The sequence below is a fragment of the Asanoa sp. NPDC049573 genome (genome assembly GCF_040676615.1).
In the GTDB taxonomy this organism is placed as follows: domain Bacteria; phylum Actinomycetota; class Actinomycetes; order Mycobacteriales; family Micromonosporaceae; genus Asanoa.
The window spans coordinates 13,626-32,942 of the sequence record NZ_JBFAPI010000035.1 but is presented as its reverse complement, the minus strand read 5'-3'; the positions used below and the strand labels follow the sequence as shown (position 1 = coordinate 32,942).

Genomic DNA, 19,317 nt, shown 5'->3' with positions numbered 1-19,317 from the left:
GTCCACCGAGGGCGCCACCCGCCGAAGCCGGCGGCTAGTTCGGGCGGCGTCCGAAGAGGACCGCGCCGTGCCGGCTTTCCGGGGAGGTCAGGGTCAGCTGGGCCTCGGTCGTGAAGCCGGCCTCGGCCAGCCAGGTCGCGACGCGGGCTGGTTGGCGGCGGTGGACCTGAACGTTCATCGGGTGGCCGCCGTAGCCCTCCGTTTTCAGGCGCGTGCCGTCGCCAACGTGGAAGCTCAGCATCAGGGGTGCGCCGGGGCGCAGCGCGCGGTGGAAGTGGGCCAGGACCAGCGGGATCTCGTCGTCCGGGACGTGGATCAGCGAATACCAGGCGACCAGGCCGCCCAGCGAACCCGCTGGCAGGGTCAGGTCGGTCATGGAACCGACCTCGAACCGCACGCCCGGGTGGTCGCGGCGGGCGACCGAGATCATGCCGGGGGAGAGGTCGATTCCGAAGGCGTCGACGTCGAGCGTGCGCAGGTGGGCGGTGATCCGCCCCGGGCCACAGCCCACGTCGGCGACCGGACCAGCGCCGGCGGCCAGCACCTGCTCGGCGAACAGCGCCAGCATCGCCCGCTCGTAGGGCGACGACGCCAGGAGAGTGCGCACCTGGTCGGCGTAGTCGGCCGCGACCGTGTCGTACGACGTCCGCGTGTCCGACAACCAGTCCCGCATCACTTCCACCAGTCGAGCGGCTGGTCTTGGTCGTCGTAGACGTTGGCGAAATACCACGACGAGCCGGGCGTACGGTCGGACCAGGTGGTCAGGGCCTGTTCGATCGCGGTGAACAGGGCGGTGACCGGGACCGTTACGACCAGGAAGCGCAGGTCGGCCGGGGCCTCCACCAGGGCGTCCAGCGGCGCCATCGACCTGCGCAGGGCGTCCAGCGCTGCCGGGGATCGGGCTTCCGGCCGCAGGTAGGCGACCGCGGCGACGTTTCCGCCCCGGACCTCGACCGACAGGCGGCCGTCGGCGGTGACCGAGATGACGTCGTCAGCGGCACAGCCGAGAGCGAGGCCCGGCGTTCCGAGCAACCGATACCTGGACCCGCCGAGCGACTCGGCGGGCACCATCTCGAAGACGGGCTTCCCGGCCGCGGTGTCCCCGGCCCAGAGTCGGACGTGCTCCTCGGCGGCCATGAAGCCGCACACTACGCGCCAAGGCCCTGGTCCGAGGGGACCAGGGCCGAGCGAGCAGGAACTCAGGCGGGGTTGCGGCGGCAGCGCAGCACGCTGTCGGTGATGCTCCAGAGCACGATCACGATCGTGACCACGACCGACACGTTGGCGACGGTGTCCAGGTTGTCGGGCTGGCCGAGCCATTCGAAGCGGGCGACGAACTCCGGGCTGAGCAGGCGATCCGTCAGCAGCAGCCAGCAGACCGGGACGGCGAACGCGATGTTGACGACGGCGTTGGCGGCGATCAGCGGCCAGGTCCAGCGGCCGGCACGGTATTTCGCGATCTCGATGCCCAGGTTGGCGACCAGGACGGCGAGCAGGAACGGCAGCCAGAAGCTCCACAGCGCGGGGTCCAACAGGGGCACGTTGCCGCCGTCTCGGGCCGGGATGAACGACCAGAAGTGTTGCAGCGGCAGGTAGGCGATCACCAGCACGAGCCAGCCGATCGCCGCGGCGCTGTCGGGGAGGGTGATCTGGCGGTTGGGGTGGTCGCGCGGGAGTTGGTCGACCGTCCATTCCGGCAGGTTGAGGGCCGTGTTGGTGCGCTCCATGACGGCGAACGCGAGGGTGACCCAGAAGGCGACCTGCACCGCGACCTCGATGGCCACGCCGATGCCGGCGCCGACCGCGCCGCCCGGATCGCCGTCGGCCGCCTTCACCAGACCGAACACCACACCGACGATCGGGGGTACGGAGCTGAGCAGCACCTTCATCAGCCGCTCCCAGACCAGGTAGTAGGTCGGGCCGATCAGTTGCAGCCGGCGGTCGCTGTAGCGGGCCGCGAGCTGAGCGGGGTTGCCAAGCTCGGTCAACACCGAGCGCTCGGCCGCGCCGGCATCCTCGCCGGCCGCCGACCGGCCCTCGATCATGTCCTCGATGGAACCGCGCAGTTCGGCGGCGATCTCGTCGCGGCGCTGTGCGGGCACCGAGCGCAGGGTCGCGGCGACATAGCGGTCGGTCAGGGAGGTCATCGGTCCACTCCTTCGATCAGCGCGGTCATCGAGGTCTGTACGTCGGCCATGTCGGCGAGAAGCCGGGTGAGCACCGTCTCGCCCTCGTCGCTGGTCCGGTAGAACTTGCGCGGTCGCTTCTCTTCGGTGTTCCACTCGCTGGTCAGCAGGCCCTGCTCCTCCAGCCGGCGGAGCAAGGGATAGAGCGTGTTGGCGTCGACCGGGAAACCGTTGCTGGTCAGGTGCTGCAGCAGGGCGTAGCCGTAGTCGGGCCGGCGCAGCGCGACCAGGCTCGCCACCACGACGGTCCCCCGGCGCAGCTCCTGGAGGTGGATCCGCAGGATCTCATCGGTGGGCATGCGTCACACGATAGTGTGTGCCACACACCATTGTCTAGCGGCACATCATTGTGTCCGCAGCGCGACACCGCCCGGCCTAGGGTCGAAGCGAGACAAAGGGGGGAATTGTCATGGTCGAATCGATCAAGCGGCTGCCCGGCGACAAGGCCTACCGCGTACTCGAATCAGGTCCGACGATCCTGGTCTCGACCCGCAACAAGGCCGGCCGGACCGACCTGATGACCGTCGGCTTCCACATGGTCGTCTCGCACGAGGGCGTGCTCGCCGCGGTGATCTCGCCGGGCGACTTCTCGCAGCGCTCGCTGGCCGAGACCGGCGAGTGCGTGATCGGTGTCCCGGGCGTCGACCTCGCGGAGAAGGTCGTCGACATCGGCAACTGCTCCGGCTATGACGTCGACAAGTTCGAGCGGTTCGGACTCACCGCGGGCGACGCCGAACACGTCGCGGCACCGCTGGTCAACGAGTGCCTGGCCAATGTGGAGTGCACGGTGCTCGACGACTCGATGGTCAGGGACTACGGCGGGCTGGTGCTCCTGCACGCAGAGCAGGTCTGGGTCAACCCGCGGCGCCCGGAGCACCGCACCTTCCACCACAACGGCGACGGCACCTTCAACGCCGACGGCGAGTTCCTCGACCTGCGCGAGCGGATGGTGCTGTGGAAGGAATACCAGACGTAGGACCGCCTACCAGATCACCACGGCACCGCCGCGGGAACGGGCCCGCGCGATCGCGAGCGCGATGTTGCGCACCCGCTGCTCGATGAAATCGGGCGACCGGCCGACCGACGTGGAGACATAGGCGAGGTTGTCGAGGAGCAGCGCGCAGTCGGCGTCGAGGGCGTCGAGTTCCGCGGCCGTCTCGGCATAGACGTCTTCGGTCGCCAGCAGCGGCAACATCCGGGCGCCGAGGGCCACCACGCACGCCGCCCCGTAGATGCCGGTGCGCGCCGTCGTCGGCCCGGCCAGGTCGGAGCCCGGCGGGCCGTCGAGAAACACCATCTCGCCAGCCGGGCCGCGGACGTACGCGTGCACCAGGAGGCTCATCGCCGTCGATCCTTTCACAACATCGCAAACACAACTGTGCGGTTGCACAACCAAAGAGTTGTGGATAGGGTCGAAGACGTGCCCACCGACGAGCTCAGCCTGGTCTTCGCCGCGCTGGCCGACCCGACCCGCCGCGCCATCCTGGAGCGGCTGGCCCGTGGCGACGCCACGGTGAACCAGCTCGCCGAGCCGTTCGCGATGAGCCAGCAGGCCGTCTCCAAACACATCAAGGTGCTGGAGAAGGCCCGCCTGGTGCAGCGCACCCGGGCCGCGCAGGCCCGGCCGTGCGTGCTCGACACCGTCCGCCTCGAGGTCGCCGCGAGCTGGATCGCCGAACACCGCCGGGTGTGGGCCGACCGCTACGACCGGCTCGACGAGCACCTCGCCCGCCTGGGCGCCAACGGGGAGGAAACACGATGACCGACACCGGCGAGCTCACCTTCCGCCGCGTCCACGCCGCGCCGCCCGAGCTGCTCTTCGACTGCATGACCCGGCCCGAGCACCTGACCCACTTCTGGGGCCCGACCGGCACGACGACCCCGCTCGACGGCATCGTCGTCGACCTGCGGCCGGGCGGTGCCTTCGAGACGACGATGGTCAACGAGCGCGACGGCAGCAGCCACACGATGCGCGCGACCTACGTCGAGGTCGACCGGCCGCACCGGCTGGTCTGGATCGAGCCCGAGTCGCGTGGCGGCATGAAGACGACGGTCACCTTCCACCCGCTCGACGACGGCCGCACCGAGGTGGTCACCCACCAGACCAACGTGCCGGCCGCCTTCCGTGCCGCCGAAGCGCAGGCCGGTTTCCAGACCAGCCTCGACCGCTTCGCGGCCTACCTCGAAAGGGCAACGTCATGAGCAGCGTCACGTCTACCGACGGCACCACGATCGCCTTCGAGCGCAGCGGCGCCGGCCCGGCGTTGATCTTGGTCGACGGCGCCATGTGCTACCGCGGGTCCGGGCCGATGCGGGGCTTCGCCGAAACACTGCGAAACAGCTTCACGGTGTACGCGTACGACCGGCGCGGCCGCGGCGAGAGCGGCGACACGCCACCGTTCGCCGTCGAGCGCGAGGTCGACGACCTGCGTGCCCTGGTCGCCGAGGCCGGCGGGAGCGCCTACGCCTTCGGCATCTCGTCCGGCGCCGCGCTGCTGCTCAAGGCGGTTGACGCCGGCTTGACCAAGCTCGCCCTCTACGAGCCGCCGTTCGTGTCCGAGACCGACGGCGGCCAGTGGAGCCGCGACTACACGGCCAAGCTCGACGAGACGTTGTCAGCCGGCCGCAACGGTGACGCGATCGCGCTGTTCATGACCTCGATCGGCATGCCGCCCCAGGCCGTCGCCGGCATGCGTACCCAGCCGTTCTGGCCTGTGTTCGAAGCCGTCGCGCCGACGCTGGCCTACGACAACGCGGTCATGGGCGACTCCGCGGTGCCCCGCGACGCGGCAGCCACGATCACCGTGCCGACCCTGGTTGCCGCCGGTGCGGCAAGCCCTGACAACCTGCGCACCGCGGCGAAGGCGACGGCCGCCGCCGTGCCAGGTGCCGTCTATCGCGAACTGCCGGACCAGACCCACGACGTCTCGCCCGAGGCGCTGGCACCCGTGCTCACGGAGTTCTTCCAGGCGCGATAGGCCCGGCGTGCTCCGGGCGGACGCCCAAGCCGACCACGCGGGCGGCGAGCCGCTGCAACATCGGCGTCCGCCCGAGCAGCCGCATCGGCGCGGGCACGTTGACCGCGCCGGTCGCGTGCAGCAGCGGATCGACCAGGCGACTCTGCGCGAAGCGTTGCCCCGCTTGGGTCACCGCGGTCGGGAACCGGCGCCGGCGCCGCACCTTGTCGAGGTCGGCGTCGGTGAGGGTGCCGGCCGCGAGCGCCGGGCCGAGGATCCGTGCCGTCGCCGCGGCGTCCTGCACGGCCAGGTTGATGCCGACCCCGCCGATCGGCGACATCGCGTGCGCGGCGTCGCCGATCAACAGGGCACCCGGCACCGACCAGCGCCGCAACCGGTCGAGTTGGACGGTCAACAGCCGCACGTCGTCCCAGCTGGCCAGCTCGCCGACGCGGTCGGCGAGCGCCGGCGCCCGCGCGGCGACCCGGACCCGCAGCGCCTCGAGCCCGCCGGCCCGCACCTCGGCGTAGCCGCCCTTGGCGATCACGTACGCGCACTGGAAGTAGTCGCCCCGGTCGATGCACAACATCAGGCCGCCGGCGCCGATCCGCATGTCGAGCCCGGGCGGGTCGTCGGCGTGCCGGGAGATGCGGAACCAGAGCACGTCCATCGGGGCGGCGAACTCCCGCGGCCGCAGGCCGAGCCTGGCGCGGACCACCGAGCCCCGGCCGTCGCAGGCCACGGTGAGTCGGGCCCGGACCTCGCGGCCGTCGGCGGTGCGCACCCCGATCACCCGCGCGCCGTCGCGCAGCACGTCGACCACCTCGGTCGAGCGGAGCAGCGTGAACGTCGGCAGCTTGGCCGCCTCGTCGGCGAGCACGTCGAGGAAATCCCACTGCGGCAGGAAGAGCACGTAGGGGTGGTCGCCCGGCAGCCGGCTGAAGTCGGCGAGCCGCACGCTTCCGTCGTCGAAGGTCGCCCGCAGCGAGTCGACCTTGCGTCCGGGCCGCCCACCGAGCGCGGTGCCGAGGCCGATCTCGTCGAGCAGGGTCAGCGTCGACGGGTGCACCGTGTCACCGCGGAAGTCACGCAGGAAGTCGGCGTGCTTCTCGAGCACGGTCACGTCGACGCCCTGCCGGGCCAGCAACAGGCCCAGGACGATACCGGCGGGCCCGCCACCCACGACGCATACGGCTGTGTCGATGACGACCCCCCTCGATGAAGCCCATCGACAGGGTACGACCCGCGCGGCGGCGGTCAAGGCGTGGAAACCGACTCCGGCGTCGGCGAGATACGCCTTGACCTGTGCCGCAACGGTAGTTTCGAGCTGACTGAGCCGGCGATGGCGGAGCGGGCGACGGCCCACCCGGCGCGCGGTGCCGCGTCAGCGGCGCGGTTCGCCCTCGCGGATCCCGGCGAGGAACTCGCTCCACGCTGAGCGAGAGACTGCCATGACAGGCCCTTCACGGTCTTTCGAGTCACGCACGAGCACTCGACCGTCGAGCGCGCCGACTTCGACGCACGCGCCGTTCGAGCATCTACTAAGCCAGTTGACCCGGCCTTGATCGGTGGACATAGTCACGCTCCCTAGTAGTGACCTACGCATAGCGTAAGCACCCCCGGTAATGGAGGGAACGTGAATGAACGGCGGGAACACCGGTCAATGTCATAGTGTGCGGTGAATTGCGCTGTATATAGTCTGGGCTGGCAAGCTGTGAATCGTGAGCCGCGAACGAGTGCGCGGCTCACGATCATAAGCTAGTTTGCGCTGAATCGTCCTTCTTTGATGTCGACCATGAAGCTGGTCCACACGCCGCGCGGGAACTCGAGCGGCTCGCCGCCCGGCGACTTGGAGTCACGCATCAACACCGTGTGCTCCGCGTCCGCCACCTCGACGCAAGCGCCGGAGGAGCACCGGCTGCTCTTGCGCCAGGAGATGGCCGCACTCGACTCGTTCAACTTGCAAGCCCTTCGTTCGTGGTTATGTCTAGCGGTCAGACCAGCGCGGTGGCGTGGTCCTTGATGAGCCCCGCCGAGGTTGTCTCGTCGTACGCACCATTCCAAATGCGGTCGAAGATGTCCCGATGCCGCTTGATCTTCTCTTTGTCTTCGACGATCTCGTCGAGCAAATCGCTTTCGCGGTGCAGCACCGCGGCGTCTTCTCCGCCGTCGGCGAGGTAGACGATCTCGTAGGTCGCCAGCATGGGTATCGGCGCCTGCTCGACGAACGGAATGATCCGCACGGCGATCCGCTGGTCGCCGATCAGGGTGAGCAAGTGCTCGAGCTGGTCGCGGAGCACGTGGGCGCCGCCGACCTGACGCAACAGGACCGACTCGTCGAGCACGACGAAGACGTCGGTCTGCTGTGCCGACAGGAAGCTCTGCCGCCGCAACTCGCGCAGCTTGAGCCGGGCTTCGATGGCCTCCTCGGGCAGCTCGCCGGCGAACGTCTCCAGCACCGCGCGCGCGTAGGCCGGCGTCTGGAGCCGGCCCGGCACGATCAGTGGGTAGAAGTAGCGGATCTCGCTCGCCGCGAGCTCGAGGCCCATCAGTTGCACCATCGAGGGTGTCAGCAGCTCGCGGTAAGGCGGCGCTTCCCACCACTGCTTGCGTTGCTTCGAGATCTTCGCGGCCGCGACGAGTGCCTCGACCTGAGCCCTGTCTTTGATACCAAGGTAACTGAGCAATGGCCGAAGATCGTTCTGCGAGATGGTGACCTCACCGCTCTCGATGCGCATGACCTTGCTGAGCGACCATTCCATCGCCTCGGCGACATCGCTCTGTGTCACCGCCTTGGCCTCGCGAGCACGCCGAACGGCGAGACGCACACGGCGGCGTGCGACGGCCGGCGAGTCGCTCGAGGCCATGTCAGGCGCTCTCCTGTCCGCTAAGAGCGGCGCGTCGGCGGCTACGGCACACTGCCGTGTCGCTGTCTGCTGTCGCTCGGGCAGTGACGTCGCTGCCAGCGTAAGTTGTCCGGGTTACGCCTGTCTGCCGGACGCGCGGGTCACGCACATTATGCACGGCGAGATCCCTCACCGCTATCCCGCTACCTGCCATATCGCAGATTGGCACATGAAGACGCCGAGGGTGGGCCGGTCCACCCTCGGCGCCGTGTGGGGCAGCTCAGCGTTCGATCTCGCGCCGCCACGAGGTCGGGATCGCGCGCCGGCGGCTCTGTTCTTCCACGGCTCTGACCAGGGCCCGCCGAACCTGGCCGAAGCGTGCCGGATGGGTGGTGCTGTAGAGGCAGACGTCGGTCGACTGGTGGACGGCTCGCAGTTGGTAGGTCCGCGGCGCCGCCCGCAGGCAGGCGCCGGTGACCAGGGCAGGGATCGCGATGGCGACGAGCACGGCCAGGTGCAGCAGCAGGGAATCGTGCATCGGCCAGGTCACGGTGCCGGCCGCGACGGTGCCGATGGCGAAACGGCCGGTCACTACGCCCGCGGGGTGCCGGTCGCCGCGGACGACGTAGGGATCGGCCAGTTCTCTGATGTCGAACCGGGTCGGTTGGTCGCGGAGGACGGTGAACACCGTGTCGGTGATCCGCACGTCCGGACCGGGATAGTAGGTGGGCATCTGACCTCCTCCCGGGTTGGTGCTACGTCTATTGGACCCGGGATACCTCGCTCTCCGGTAGACACCAATCTGCAATATCGCAGATAGCGCCATACCCGTCTGTGACCTACCCGGATGGAAGTTGGCCCACCTGCGGGAACGGCATTTGTCCCGCCCAGCGCTGCAGAACGGACATGTCAGGTCAGGTCGGCCGCGGTCAGCAGCGAGCGCAGCCGCAGGCGCTCGGCCACCGGCGGCGGGCACGCACTGACGATCGCCGCGCAGCCCACGGCCGTCGCGCCGCGCGTGGCCACCACGTCGTAGAGCGCCTGGACCTGGGCACCGGTGGCCACCCAGTCGTCGACCACGAGCACCCGGTCGGTGGCGCGGATCTGCCGCTCGCGTACGCCCAGCCGCAGTTCCCGGCCGCGATAGTCCGGTGGGGTGCGGGCCCAGGTGACCCGGTCGACCAACCGCCGGTCGCCGCCGTCCTTCATGGCCGGCGCGAACCCGACGCCGAGCGCGACGGCAACCAGCGGCCCGACCAGGAAGCCGGTCACCTCCGGCGAGATGACCAGGGTCGGCGCCGCGGCACCGTGCAGCCCGGCGAGCGCCGGGCCGACCGAGGCCAACAGGTTCGGCGAACGCCACCAACCGGACACGTCGCTGACCAGGTGGTCGCTGTGCGCGCCGGGGTCGAACCAGTGGAACGCCTCCGCGAGGGCGGCGCGCAGCGGTTCATCCCGCAGGGGCGGAGAGGTGGCCACGGCCACCATCCTGCACACCTGAACGCACGGCCCACCGCAGGGTCAGTCGATCGGTTGAACGTTTCCGTCCATACTCGGGCGAAAGCGAATGATCACGTTGACATCCGACGTGCCACTCTCGGTACGGTCCGCCACGGTTCACCCCCTGTGGAAGGAGCCAGAGATCGTGGCGGGTAGGCATACCAGGCAACCGGCCGGCGGTTCGCTCTTCGGACCGTTGGCGACCGCGGTGGTGGTGCTGGCGTTGCTGGTCAGCGGCGCTTTCGGAGCGATGAAACTGACCGAGGAGAAGACCGCGTCGACGGTCGGCCGGATCGACGTTCCACAGTCGACCGAGGACGTGTCGACCCCCGAGACAACGTCACCGACAGTCACCACACCAACGCCGACACCGTCTGCGACCACCAAACCCAAGCCGACGCCGACCAAGAGCGCCGAGCACGCCTCGCGCGGCAGCGTGCGCGCTCCGAGCACGACGAAGGCCACCCCGGAGAAGACCACCACCAAGGCCGCCACGGGCGGCACGGTGGTCAGCAGCGGCACCTGCGGTGCCTCGTACTACGACGAGGGGCAGATGACCGCCAACGGCGAGGTCTTCAATCCGGAGGCGCTCACCGCGGCACACAAGACCCTGGCCTTCAACACGCGGGTACGGGTGACCAACCCCAGCAACGGCAAGTCCGTGGTGGTTCGGATCAACGACCGCGGCCCGTTCGTCGACGGCCGCTGCCTCGACCTCTCCCGCGCCGCGTTCCGCACGATCGCCGACCTCGGACTGGGCGAGTTGACCGTCAAGTACGAAGTCCTGGGCAACTAGCAACCGACCGGGTCGGTCAGAACCGGATGGACGAGGGGCCAACTTCGTTCAACACCGCCGGTCGATCAGGCATGCTGTTCCGCGTACCCATGCGTTTCTCCCCGCCGGGCCGCCGCCCGCTCAGCCCTGGATCCCGCGCCGGCCTCGGCGCGGCCGTCGTGCTGCTCGCGATCGTGTCGGCGGTGGAGATCGCCGACGGCAGCGGCGCCAACTACGTCGGCCTGGTCGCGGCCGCGCCGTTCCTCGCCGCGGCGTTCGCGTCCTGGCGGATGGTGCTGGTCGTGGGCGTGCTCGCGACCGTGGTCGGCATCGCGTTCGCGCTGGTCGCCAAGGGCGTGACGCTCGCGACCGGGGTCAACGTCGCCGGCGTCGCGCTGGCCACGGCGATCGCGGCGGTGGTCGCGGTGATCCGGGAACGGCAGGCCGCGCGGATCGCCGAACTATCCAAACTGGCCCAGGTCGCCCAGCAGGCGGTGCTCCGGCCGATCGGCCCGCAGATGGGCTCGCTCGCGGTGGCCGGCCGCTACATCTCGGCCACTGCCACGGCGGAGATCGGCGGCGACCTCTACGAGTGCCTGGACACGCCGTACGGCGTGCGGATCATCATCGGCGACGTACGCGGAAAGGGCCTCGACGCCGTCCGCACCGCGAGCATCGTGCTCGGTTCCTACCGGCACGTCGCCTACGAGCGGGCCGACCTGCGGGCGATCGTCGCCGACCTGGACCGCGCCGTGGCGCGCAGCGTCGGCGACGAAGACTTCGTCACCGCCGCGATGGTCGAGGAGCGCGGCGGCACGCTGACGATCGTCAACTGCGGACACCCGGCGCCGTTGCTGCTGCGCCGGGGCGAGGTGATCCCGCTCGAGCCGCCGGCGCCGGCGCCGCCGCTCGGCTTCATGCCGGTGGTCCGCCCACGGGTCGAGCGGCTCGAGCCCGGCGACCGCCTGCTGCTGTTCACCGACGGTCTCGGCGAGGCGCGCCGGGAGGGCGAGTTCTTCCCGATCGCGGACCGGGCGTGGCGGTTGCTCGGCCACGGCACGGTCGGCGACGGTCTGGCTTCACTCGAGACGGCGCTGGTCGAGTGGGTTCACGGTCGGCTCGACGACGACATCGCGGTCGTCCTGATGGAGTACGCCGGGCCGCGCCCGGTCACCACCGCGAGCGTCCCGAGCTGGGAAGTCGGCAGCGAGTAGCCGTTCTCTTCAGGGCTGTTTGGCGGTTTCCAGCCGGGGCACCCGGGCGGCCGCGACGACCCGCGCGGCCTCGGGCGCGCGGTGCCGGCCGACGTAGCCGGCGCGCGGGTTGAGCAGCAGGTCAGCGAGATGGGCCAGAGTCATCGGGTCCTCCTGCGTCGGGCTCTCGTAGCGGAGCGCGGGTAACCACCAAACGACCTCCGGCCGGCTACGGTGACGCGACTGTCGGCGCGCCGACTTGACTTCACCCAATATCGACCCCCATAAGGCTATAAAGCCCACCAAATGGGGCAGCGCCGTGGGGGTATTGTGGCGCCGGTCACCGGCTGCCCCTCTATGTGAGAGCTACTCGCAGGTAATAACCTTGGTTACCGACGGGTAACCAACGCCGCTGGATCGGGGAGCCGGGCACATGACGCACTACAAGAGCAACGTGCGGGACATCGAGTTCAACCTCTTCGAGGTCTTCGGTGTCGACAAGGTGCTGGGCCAGGGCCCGTTCGCCGAGATCGACGTCGACACCGCGCGCACCCTGCTCGCCGAGCTCGACCGGTTCGCCCGCGAAGACCTCTCGGCCAGCTATGTCGACAGCGACCGCAACCCGCCCGTCTTCGACCCGCAGACGCACTCGGCACCCCTGCCCGAGGCGTTCCGCCGCTCGTACCACACCTTCATGGACGCCGAGTTCTGGCGCCTCGACCTGCCGGCGGAGCTCGGCGGCACGTCGGCGCCGCGCGCCCTGTGGTGGTCGCTGGCCGAGCTGATCCTCGGCTCCAACGCCCCGATCTGGATGTATGCCTCCGGCCCGTCGTTCGCGACCACCCTGCACCGCGAGGGCACCGAGCGGCAGAAGAAGTGGGCCGAGCTGTTCATCGCCAAGGGCTGGGCGTCGACGATGGTGCTCACCGAGCCCGACGCCGGCTCCGACGTCGGTGCCGGCCGCACCCGGGCGATCCCGCAGCCCGACGGCTCGTGGCACATCGAGGGCGTGAAGCGCTTCATCACCTCGGGCGAGCACGACCTTTCGGACAACATCGTGCACTACGTGCTGGCCCGACCGGTCGGCGTCGAGGGCGTCGGCGGCCCCGGCACCAAGGGCCTGTCGCTGTTCATCGTGCCGAAGTTCCACTTCGACGAGGAGACCGGCGAACTCGGCGAGCGCAACGGCGTCTACGCCACCAACGTCGAGCACAAAATGGGCCTCAAGGTCTCCAACACCTGCGAGCTGACCTTCGGCGAGCACGGCGTCCCGGCCAAGGGCTGGCTGATGGGCGACGTCCACGAGGGCATTCGCCAGATGTTCCTGATCATCGAGTACGCCCGGATGATGGTCGGCACCAAGGCGATCGCCACGCTGTCCACCGGCTACCTCAACGCGCTCGACTACGCCAAGGAGCGGGTGCAGGGCGCCGACCTGCTGCGCCAGGGCGACAAGGCCGCGTCGCGGGTCACCATCAGTCACCACCCCGACGTGCGCCGGTCGCTGATGCTGCAGAAGGCGTACGCCGAGGGCATGCGCGCGTTGGTCGTCTACACGGCGTCGTGGCAGGACAAGATCAAGCTGGCCGCCGCCGCGGGTGACGCCGACGGCGAGAAGCTGGCCAAGCGGGTCAACGACTTCCTGCTGCCGATCGTGAAGGGCCTGGGTTCGGAGCGCGCCTACGAACTGCTCGGCTCCGAGTCACTGCAGACCTTCGGCGGCTCCGGCTTCCTGCAGGACTACCCGCTGGAGCAATACGTCCGCGACGCGAAGATCGACACGCTCTACGAGGGCACCACGGCGATCCAGAGCCTCGACCTGATCTTCCGCAAGATCGTGAAGGACCAGGGCCGCGCGCTGCTGACCGTGGCCGGCGAGATCCAGCAGTTCATCGAGTCCGAGGCCGGCAACGGCCAGCTCAAGGAGGAGCGGCTCGCACTCGGCAAGGCCCTGACCGAGGCACAGACGATGCTGGCCACTCTCACCGGTTGGCTCGGCGAAGCGGCAGCGGACCCGCGTGCCGTCTACAAGGTGGGCTTGTCCAGCCGGCGCTTCCTGCTCGCGGTCGGCGACCTGATCGTGGGCTGGCTGCTCCAGCGCCAGGCCGAGGTCGCGCTGCGCAAGCTGGCCGAGGGCCCGGACGCCTTCTACGCCGGCAAGGTCGCGGCGGCCCGCTTCTTCGCCCGCGAGGTCCTGCCCCGCCTGGGCGCCGACCGCCGCATCATCGAGGCCACCACCCTTGACCTGATGGACCTCCCCGAAGAGGCCTTCTAGCGGCGGGCCACCCACCTGGCAGGATTGGTGGGTGACTCCTCGCGTACGCGCACCTCAGCTCCGGGGCCGTGGGTGGCTCAACACGGGCGGCAAGGATCTGTCGATCGCCGACCTGCGCGGCAAGATCGTCCTGATCGACTTCTGGACCTTCTGCTGCATCAACTGCCTGCACGTGCTCGACGAGTTGCGGCCGCTCGAGGAGAAATACGGCGACGTCCTGGTCACCGTCGGCGTGCACTCGCCGAAGTTCGAACACGAGCGTGACCCGGAGGCGCTGCGGGCCGCCGTCGAGCGTTACGAGGTCGACCACCCGGTGCTCGACGACCCGGAGCTGATCACCTGGGACCAGTACGCGGCCAAGGCGTGGCCGACGCTGACCGTGGTCGACCCCGAGGGCTACGTCGTGGCCACCATGGCGGGCGAAGGGCACGCCGAAGGGCTGGTCCGGCTGATCGACGAGCTGATCGCCACCCACGAGGCCAAGGGCACGCTGCACCGGGGCTCCGGCCCATACGTGGCGCCGGAAGAGCCGCGCACCACGCTGCGCTTCCCCGGGAAGGCGGTCGTGCTGGCCAACGGCAACGTGCTGGTCTCCGACTCGTCGCGGCACTCGATCGTCGAGCTCGCGGCCGACGGTGAGACCGTCGTGCGGCGGATCGGCACCGGCACCCGCGGGCACGCCGACGGCGGGCCCGAGGTGGCCGCGTTCGCCGAACCGCAGGGGCTCTGCCTGCTGCCGGCCGAGGTCGCCGAGGCGGTCGGCTACGACGTCGTCGTCGCCGACACCGTCAACCACATGCTGCGCGGGCTGCGGCTCGAGACCGGGCAGATCGAGACGATCGCCGGGACCGGGCGGCAATGGCGGTCGACGGTCGACGACCACGCGCACGACGCGCTGGCCAGCGACCTGTCGTCGCCGTGGGACGTGGCCTGGTTCGGCGACCAGTTGATCGTCGCGATGGCCGGGATCCACCAGCTCTGGTGGTTCGACCCGATCAAGCGGACCACCGGCGTCTACGCCGGCACCACGGTCGAGGCGCTGCGCGACGGGCCGCTGCCCGACGTCTGGATGGCGCAGCCTTCGGGGCTGTCGACCGCGGCCGACGGCCGGCGGCTCTGGATCGCCGACAGCGAGACCAGCGCGCTGCGCTACGTCGAAGACGGCGTGCTGCACACTGCGGTCGGGCAGGGGCTCTTCGACTTCGGGCACATGGACGGCCCGGCCGACCAGGCGCTCTTCCAGCACCCGCTCGGCGTGTGCGCCCTCGCCGACGGTTCGGTGCTGGTCGCCGACACCTACAACGGCGCGGTACGGCGCTTCGACCCGGTCAGTGACACCGTCTCGACCGTGGCCGACGGGCTAGCCGAGCCCAGCGGGATCGTCGTCACCGCGACCGGCGACGTGCTCGTCGTCGAGTCGGCCGCGCACCGGCTGACCGCTCTGGCGCCCGGCGCGCTGAGCGCGGCCGGCGGGTCGACCGCCCCCGGCACCCGGCACCGCACCGAGCGCCCGCCGACGATGGTCGCCGCCGGTGAGGTCACCCTCGACGTGATCTTCACGCCGGCGCCGGGGCAGAAACTCGACGAGCAGTTCGGGCCGTCGACCCGGCTGACCGTCTCCGCGTCGCCGCCGGAGTTGCTGGTCGAGGGCGCCGGCGCCACCACCGACCTGCGCCGGCGACTGGTCATCGCGGGCGATGTCGAGGGCGGTGTGCTCCAGGTGGTCGCGCAGGCGGCGACCTGCGACGCCGACGCCGAGCACGCGGCATGCCACCTGACCCGGCAGGACTGGGGCGTGCCGATCAAGGTCGCCGCCGGCGGCGGGCAGCGGGTCGCGCTGGTGCTGCGCGGGCTCGACGAAGGCTGAGGTGAGACGCCAGCCGCGCCGACGGGCGGCGGCGAAACGCGGCTAAGGTCAGACGCAAGGCCGGGCCGAGGGCGGGCGGCGGCGAGACGCGCCTGAGGTCAGATGCGGGCCGGGCCCGCAGGCGGGCGGCGGCGAGACGCGGCTGAGGTCAACTCGCGAAGGGTGCCAGGGTCGCGCCCGCGGCGGTCAGGCCGTCGCGGACCCGGCGGGCCAGTTCCGCGGCGCCGGGCGTGTCGCCGTGCAGGCAGATCGACGCCACCCGCAGCGGGATGGTCGAGCCGTCGACGGCCACCATGGTGCCCTCGCGGGCCAGCCTGACGGCCCGGGCGACCACCGCGTCCGGGTCGGTGATCACCGCGCCGGTCTGGGAGCGGGAAACCAGGTTGCCGTTGGTCTCGTAGGCCCGGTCGGCGAAACCCTCCCCGACGACGGTCAGGCCCGCGCCGACCGCGAGTTCGGCCAGCGTCGAGCCGGGCGAGCAGAGGATCGGCAGCTTTCGGTCGTAGTCGCGGACCGCGGCGACCACCGCGGCTGCCTGCGCCTCCTCGACGGCCGCGGTGTTGTAGAGGGCGCCGTGCGGCTTGACGTAGCGCACCGCCATGCCGGCCACCCGGCAGAACCCGTCGAGCGCGCCGATCTGGTAGATCACGTCGTCGCGCAACTCGTCGAACGCGTAGTCGATCCGCCGCCGCCCGAAGCCGGCCAGGTCGCGGTAGCTGACCTGGGCGCCGACCGTCACGCCGCGGGCGGCCGCGGTGGCGCAGACCCGCCGCATGGTCACCGAGTCGCCGCCGTGGAAGCCGCAGGCCACGTTGGCCGACGTGATCACGTCGAGCAGCGCGTCGTCGTCGCCGAGCCGCCAGATACCGAAGCCTTCGGCGAGGTCAGCGTTGAGGTCCATGAAATCTGACGGTACTGCCCGGACGGGCCTGGGCCAGTGCGGAAACGTCAGTCACCACCGCGATCACCGGATATCCGCCGGTGGTGGGATGGTCGGCCAGGAAGATCAACGGCTGCCCGTCCGCCGGCACCTGCACGGCGCCGAGCACCACGCCCTCGCTGGGCAGTTCGCCGGCGACCGCGCGGGCCAGGGCAGCGCCGGCCAGCCGCGCGCCGACCCGGTTGCTGTTCGGGCTCACCGTGTACGCCGTCGTCAGCAACGTCTCGACCGCCGCAGCGGTGAACCACCCATCCCGCGGCCCGAGCCGCACCGGCAACACGATGAGCCCGTCGCGACCCGGCGTCGCTGAGGACGCCAGGCGGCGGCCGCCCGCTTCAAGACCGTTCGGGCCGTCTGCGCCTTCTGGGGTGTCCGGGCCGTGCAGGCCGTGCGGGTCCGGGCCGTGCGGGCCGTGCGGGCCGTGCGGGCCCGGGCCGTGCGGGCCGTGCGGGTCCGGGCCGTACGGGTCAGGCCCGTCCGAGCCGTTCGGGATCCGGTCGCTGCCCGCCGCGGTGGCGGCGTCGCCCGGTCGGCCGAGTGGGAGAAGGTCGCCGTTGCGGAGGCGGGGCGGGCCGAGACCGGAGAGGGTGTCGGTCGATCGGCTGCCGAGGACCGGCGGGACCGCGATCCCGCCCGCGACCGCGACGTAGGAACGCACGCCGGCGGTCGCTCGGCCGACCTCGACCAGCCCGTCGGGCGGCACCCGCACCGCCACGTCGAGCGCGGCCGGGACGCCGTCGACGGAGACTGCCGCTACCGCGCCGGTCAGGGCGACCAGGCCGCCCGCCGGCAGCCGGAACGCGCACCCGGTCAGCGTCGTCTCCAGGCCCGCGGCGCCGGCGGGGTTGCCCACGAGCGCGTTGGCCCGGCGCAGCGCACCCGGGTCGAGCGCGCCGGAGCGGGGCACGCCGAGATGGGCGTAGCCGGGCCGGCCAAAGTCCTGCACCGTCGTCAGCGCGCCGGCCTTGACCACCGCCAGCACTCCGCTCATGCCGCCACCAGCCGGACCATGGTGCCGGGCGTGAGCAGGGCCGGCGGATCGCGTTCGACGTCGAAGAGGGTGACGTCGGTGCGACCGACGAGCTGCCAGCCGCCGGGCGAAGCGGTCGGGTAGATGCCCGCATAGGCGCCGGCCAACCCGACCGAACCCGCCGGGACCGACGTGCGGGGGGAGGCCAGCCGCGGCACGGCCAGCGACGGGGGGAGGCCGGTCAGGTACCCGAAACCCGGAGCGAAGCCGCAGAACGCCACCCGAAAGGAGGTATTCGCCAAACGGGAGATCACCGCCGGGACCGGCACCGACCACAGCGCGGCGACGGCGGGGAGGTCGGGGCCGTCGTACACCGTCGGGATCGTGACGACCCGAGCCGAAGTGGAGCTGGCCGGCGGCGGCGGTGCCCAGCCGGCGATCACCTCAGCCGGTGTCTCGACGCCGTCGAGCAGCACCGTGCGCTCGCCGGGGACGATCTCGGTCGCGGTCAGGTCGCCGGTCGCGCGGCGGCGCCAGAGTTCCGCGCGCCAGGCTTCCACCTCGCCGGGTGGGCACTCGAGAAGCAGCGCGGTCGCGCCGACCGGATGGATGTCCACGGGCTCCATTGTCGACTTCTTCAGATCGCGGGTACGCGGACTGCCAGACTGCTATCAGCGCAGCTAGGTAGCCTGATCCGGTGACGACATCGACCCGATCCCGGATGCGGCCGGTGGACCTAGGCAAACCCCGGATGCGCGGTTGGCTACACGCGTACGCCTCCTTCGTCGCAGTGGTGGCCGGGATCGTGCTCTGCGCGATCGCGGCGACCCGGCCGGGCTGGTCGCCGCTGGTGAGCTGCCTGGTCTACAGCATCACTGTGTGTGCGTTGTTCGCCACCAGCGCGTTGTATCACCGGCGGGTCTGGTCGGAGCGCGGTTATCAGATCATGCGCCGGCTCGACCACTCGATGATCTTCATCTTCATCGCCGGCACCTATACGCCGTTCATGGTGTTGCTGGTGCCGACCCGCACGGCGACGATCATCCTGGGCATCGTCTGGGCCGGTGCGGTCGGCGGCGTGCTGCTCAAGTTGCTGCGGCCGCACGGGTCGCGCTGGCTGTCGGCACCGCTCTATCTCGCGCTCGGCTGGGTCGCCCTGGCCGTGCTGCCCGACATCGCCAAGCACGGCGGCCTGGCGTGTCTCCTGCTGCTGCTGGCCGGCGGCGTCGCCTACACGGTGGGCGCGGTGTTCTACGCGATGCGCCGCCCCAACCCGTGGCCGACCGTGTTCGGCCACCACGAGTTCTTCCACGCCTGCACGCTGATCGCCGCGATCTGCCACCACGTGGCGATCTACCTGGCGCTGTTCGCCGCCTGACGACAGCGAATGGCCCTCGCCTGTGCGGCGGGGGCCATTCGCTGTCGGGGGAGGGCGGTCAGTAGGCCCGGTCGTCGCGCCGGACCTCGTGGTATTCCTCGACCCGACCCTGCGCCGGCGGCGCAGGCGGTGCCGGGGTCCCGTAGGTCGGGGGCGTGGCGCGGGTGTCGCGGACGACGGTCGTGCGCTTGCGGCTCTGCCAGAACCAGAGCGTTAGGACCAGGCCGATGACGCCGGCCAACATCAGGACCCAGCCGACCACGTCGAGGTCGAGCCAGCCCACGTTGACGTCAAGCGCGAAGGTGAAGATCGCGCCGATCGCGATCAGGAAGATGCTTGCACCGATGCCCACTGTGGTCGCCTCCTTCATAGAGCGTCGAGCGGACGGGCACAGTCCGACTTACCCATGTGGAGGCGGCGCCAATCAGGC

Annotated in this window: 26 protein-coding genes; 10 read left to right on the top strand and 16 right to left on the bottom strand. The window is 70.6% G+C overall.

Going from position 1 to position 19,317, the window contains the following annotated elements:
* Positions 1-34: 34 nt before the first annotated feature.
* The 4 genes from AB0J74_RS37540 to AB0J74_RS37525 all read right to left on the bottom strand — a co-directional run bounded on the left by AB0J74_RS37540 (position 35) and on the right by AB0J74_RS37525 (position 2,485).
* Positions 35-673 carry a class I SAM-dependent methyltransferase gene (locus AB0J74_RS37540; protein ID WP_363457617.1) on the bottom strand — a complete coding sequence of 213 codons (639 nt, stop codon included), beginning with the start codon at positions 671-673 and terminating at the stop codon, positions 35-37.
* Positions 673-1,137, bottom strand: coding sequence for a DUF4265 domain-containing protein (locus AB0J74_RS37535; protein WP_363457614.1), 465 nt, complete (start codon positions 1,135-1,137; stop codon positions 673-675). The genes AB0J74_RS37540 and AB0J74_RS37535 overlap by 1 nt, the downstream gene beginning before the upstream one ends.
* A gap of 62 nt (positions 1,138-1,199) precedes the next feature.
* A complete protein-coding gene (locus tag AB0J74_RS37530; protein WP_363457611.1) occupies positions 1,200-2,147 on the bottom strand; it encodes a permease prefix domain 1-containing protein in 948 nt (315 codons plus the stop codon).
* On the bottom strand, positions 2,144-2,485 hold the full coding sequence (locus AB0J74_RS37525) for a PadR family transcriptional regulator (protein WP_363457608.1): 342 nt from the start codon (positions 2,483-2,485) through the stop codon (positions 2,144-2,146). Before AB0J74_RS37525 ends, AB0J74_RS37530 begins: the two co-directional genes overlap by 4 nt.
* A 110-nt stretch (positions 2,486-2,595) precedes the next feature.
* Here AB0J74_RS37525 and AB0J74_RS37520 point away from each other — a divergent pair, with 110 nt between their 5' ends.
* Entirely contained in the window at positions 2,596-3,162 is a 567-nt protein-coding gene (locus AB0J74_RS37520; RefSeq protein ID WP_363457605.1) for a flavin reductase family protein, read from the top strand.
* A 6-nt stretch (positions 3,163-3,168) separates the two neighbouring features.
* Here the strand turns inward: AB0J74_RS37520 and AB0J74_RS37515 are convergent, their stop codons facing one another.
* Positions 3,169-3,528 carry a hypothetical protein gene (locus AB0J74_RS37515; RefSeq protein ID WP_363457602.1) on the bottom strand — a complete coding sequence of 120 codons (360 nt, stop codon included), beginning with the start codon at positions 3,526-3,528 and terminating at the stop codon, positions 3,169-3,171.
* Positions 3,529-3,606: 78 nt separating this feature from the next.
* Here AB0J74_RS37515 and AB0J74_RS37510 point away from each other — a divergent pair, with 78 nt between their 5' ends.
* From AB0J74_RS37510 to AB0J74_RS37500, 3 genes are read left to right on the top strand one after another with little or no spacing between them, the layout of a single operon-like run.
* Positions 3,607-3,948 carry a metalloregulator ArsR/SmtB family transcription factor gene (locus AB0J74_RS37510; protein WP_363457599.1) on the top strand — a complete coding sequence of 114 codons (342 nt, stop codon included), beginning with the start codon at positions 3,607-3,609 and terminating at the stop codon, positions 3,946-3,948.
* The gene (locus AB0J74_RS37505) at positions 3,945-4,388 is read left to right on the top strand and encodes an SRPBCC family protein (RefSeq protein ID WP_363457597.1); all 444 of its coding nucleotides are present in this window, start codon (positions 3,945-3,947) and stop codon (positions 4,386-4,388) included. The genes AB0J74_RS37510 and AB0J74_RS37505 overlap by 4 nt, the downstream gene beginning before the upstream one ends.
* Positions 4,385-5,164 carry an alpha/beta hydrolase gene (locus AB0J74_RS37500; protein ID WP_363457594.1) on the top strand — a complete coding sequence of 260 codons (780 nt, stop codon included), beginning with the start codon at positions 4,385-4,387 and terminating at the stop codon, positions 5,162-5,164. Before AB0J74_RS37505 ends, AB0J74_RS37500 begins: the two co-directional genes overlap by 4 nt.
* Here AB0J74_RS37500 and AB0J74_RS37495 read toward each other — a convergent pair.
* Entirely contained in the window at positions 5,139-6,347 is a 1,209-nt protein-coding gene (locus tag AB0J74_RS37495; protein ID WP_363457647.1) for an FAD-dependent oxidoreductase, read from the bottom strand. The genes AB0J74_RS37500 and AB0J74_RS37495 overlap by 26 nt on opposite strands.
* 60 nt (positions 6,348-6,407) lie before the next feature.
* On the opposite strand from AB0J74_RS37495, the gene AB0J74_RS37490 reads away from it, so the two are divergent.
* Complete coding sequence (locus AB0J74_RS37490; protein WP_363457649.1) at positions 6,408-6,581, top strand: hypothetical protein; 174 nt, start codon at positions 6,408-6,410, stop codon at positions 6,579-6,581.
* Here AB0J74_RS37490 and AB0J74_RS37485 read toward each other — a convergent pair.
* The 5 genes from AB0J74_RS37485 to AB0J74_RS37465 form a co-directional block, all read right to left on the bottom strand.
* Positions 6,528-6,719 (bottom strand): DUF397 domain-containing protein, encoded by a 192-nt coding sequence (locus AB0J74_RS37485; RefSeq protein WP_363457591.1) that lies wholly within the window; start codon positions 6,717-6,719, stop codon positions 6,528-6,530. The genes AB0J74_RS37490 and AB0J74_RS37485 overlap by 54 nt on opposite strands.
* A 182-nt stretch (positions 6,720-6,901) precedes the next feature.
* Positions 6,902-7,102, bottom strand: a complete 201-nt coding sequence (locus tag AB0J74_RS37480) for a DUF397 domain-containing protein (protein ID WP_363457588.1) — start codon at positions 7,100-7,102, stop codon at positions 6,902-6,904.
* Positions 7,103-7,137: 35 nt separating this feature from the next.
* Positions 7,138-8,010, bottom strand: a complete 873-nt coding sequence (locus AB0J74_RS37475; RefSeq protein ID WP_363457585.1) for a helix-turn-helix transcriptional regulator — start codon at positions 8,008-8,010, stop codon at positions 7,138-7,140.
* A 259-nt stretch (positions 8,011-8,269) separates the two neighbouring features.
* Positions 8,270-8,722 carry a DUF6232 family protein gene (locus AB0J74_RS37470; RefSeq protein WP_363457582.1) on the bottom strand — a complete coding sequence of 151 codons (453 nt, stop codon included), beginning with the start codon at positions 8,720-8,722 and terminating at the stop codon, positions 8,270-8,272.
* 176 nt (positions 8,723-8,898) lie between these two features.
* The gene (locus tag AB0J74_RS37465) at positions 8,899-9,468 is read right to left on the bottom strand and encodes a phosphoribosyltransferase (RefSeq protein ID WP_363457580.1); all 570 of its coding nucleotides are present in this window, start codon (positions 9,466-9,468) and stop codon (positions 8,899-8,901) included.
* Positions 9,469-9,634: 166 nt separating this feature from the next.
* Between AB0J74_RS37465 and AB0J74_RS37460 the strand changes: the two genes are divergently transcribed.
* The gene (locus tag AB0J74_RS37460; protein ID WP_363457578.1) at positions 9,635-10,285 is read left to right on the top strand and encodes a septal ring lytic transglycosylase RlpA family protein; all 651 of its coding nucleotides are present in this window, start codon (positions 9,635-9,637) and stop codon (positions 10,283-10,285) included.
* A gap of 71 nt (positions 10,286-10,356) precedes the next feature.
* Entirely contained in the window at positions 10,357-11,478 is a 1,122-nt protein-coding gene (locus AB0J74_RS37455) for a PP2C family protein-serine/threonine phosphatase (protein ID WP_363457576.1), read from the top strand.
* A 9-nt stretch (positions 11,479-11,487) separates the two neighbouring features.
* Here AB0J74_RS37455 and AB0J74_RS37450 read toward each other — a convergent pair whose 3' ends face one another.
* Positions 11,488-11,622, bottom strand: a complete 135-nt coding sequence (locus AB0J74_RS37450; RefSeq protein WP_363457573.1) for a hypothetical protein — start codon at positions 11,620-11,622, stop codon at positions 11,488-11,490.
* 268 nt (positions 11,623-11,890) lie between these two features.
* On the opposite strand from AB0J74_RS37450, the gene AB0J74_RS37445 reads away from it, so the two are divergent.
* Both AB0J74_RS37445 and AB0J74_RS37440 read left to right on the top strand, forming a co-directional pair.
* A complete protein-coding gene (locus AB0J74_RS37445; protein WP_363457570.1) occupies positions 11,891-13,732 on the top strand; it encodes an acyl-CoA dehydrogenase in 1,842 nt (613 codons plus the stop codon).
* A gap of 31 nt (positions 13,733-13,763) precedes the next feature.
* Positions 13,764-15,599, top strand: a complete 1,836-nt coding sequence (locus tag AB0J74_RS37440; protein WP_363457568.1) for an NHL domain-containing thioredoxin family protein — start codon at positions 13,764-13,766, stop codon at positions 15,597-15,599.
* A 148-nt stretch (positions 15,600-15,747) separates the two neighbouring features.
* On the opposite strand, the gene AB0J74_RS37435 is transcribed toward AB0J74_RS37440, so the two are convergent.
* The 3 genes from AB0J74_RS37435 to AB0J74_RS37425 are packed head-to-tail and all read right to left on the bottom strand — an operon-like array spanning position 15,748 to position 18,126.
* Complete coding sequence (locus AB0J74_RS37435; RefSeq protein WP_363457565.1) at positions 15,748-16,500, bottom strand: 5-oxoprolinase subunit PxpA; 753 nt, start codon at positions 16,498-16,500, stop codon at positions 15,748-15,750.
* Complete coding sequence (locus tag AB0J74_RS37430; RefSeq protein WP_363457563.1) at positions 16,484-17,530, bottom strand: biotin-dependent carboxyltransferase family protein; 1,047 nt, start codon at positions 17,528-17,530, stop codon at positions 16,484-16,486. The genes AB0J74_RS37435 and AB0J74_RS37430 overlap by 17 nt, the downstream gene beginning before the upstream one ends.
* Complete coding sequence (locus AB0J74_RS37425; RefSeq protein ID WP_363457644.1) at positions 17,527-18,126, bottom strand: allophanate hydrolase subunit 1; 600 nt, start codon at positions 18,124-18,126, stop codon at positions 17,527-17,529. Before AB0J74_RS37425 ends, AB0J74_RS37430 begins: the two co-directional genes overlap by 4 nt.
* A gap of 80 nt (positions 18,127-18,206) precedes the next feature.
* Between AB0J74_RS37425 and AB0J74_RS37420 the strand changes: the two genes are divergently transcribed.
* Positions 18,207-18,887: a hemolysin III family protein gene (locus AB0J74_RS37420; RefSeq protein ID WP_363457560.1), complete on the top strand. Its 681-nt coding sequence runs from the start codon at positions 18,207-18,209 to the stop codon at positions 18,885-18,887.
* Between the two features lie 58 nt (positions 18,888-18,945).
* Here AB0J74_RS37420 and AB0J74_RS37415 read toward each other — a convergent pair whose 3' ends face one another.
* The gene (locus AB0J74_RS37415) at positions 18,946-19,239 is read right to left on the bottom strand and encodes a DUF6458 family protein (protein WP_363457558.1); all 294 of its coding nucleotides are present in this window, start codon (positions 19,237-19,239) and stop codon (positions 18,946-18,948) included.
* Between the last annotated feature and the right edge of the window lie 78 nt (positions 19,240-19,317).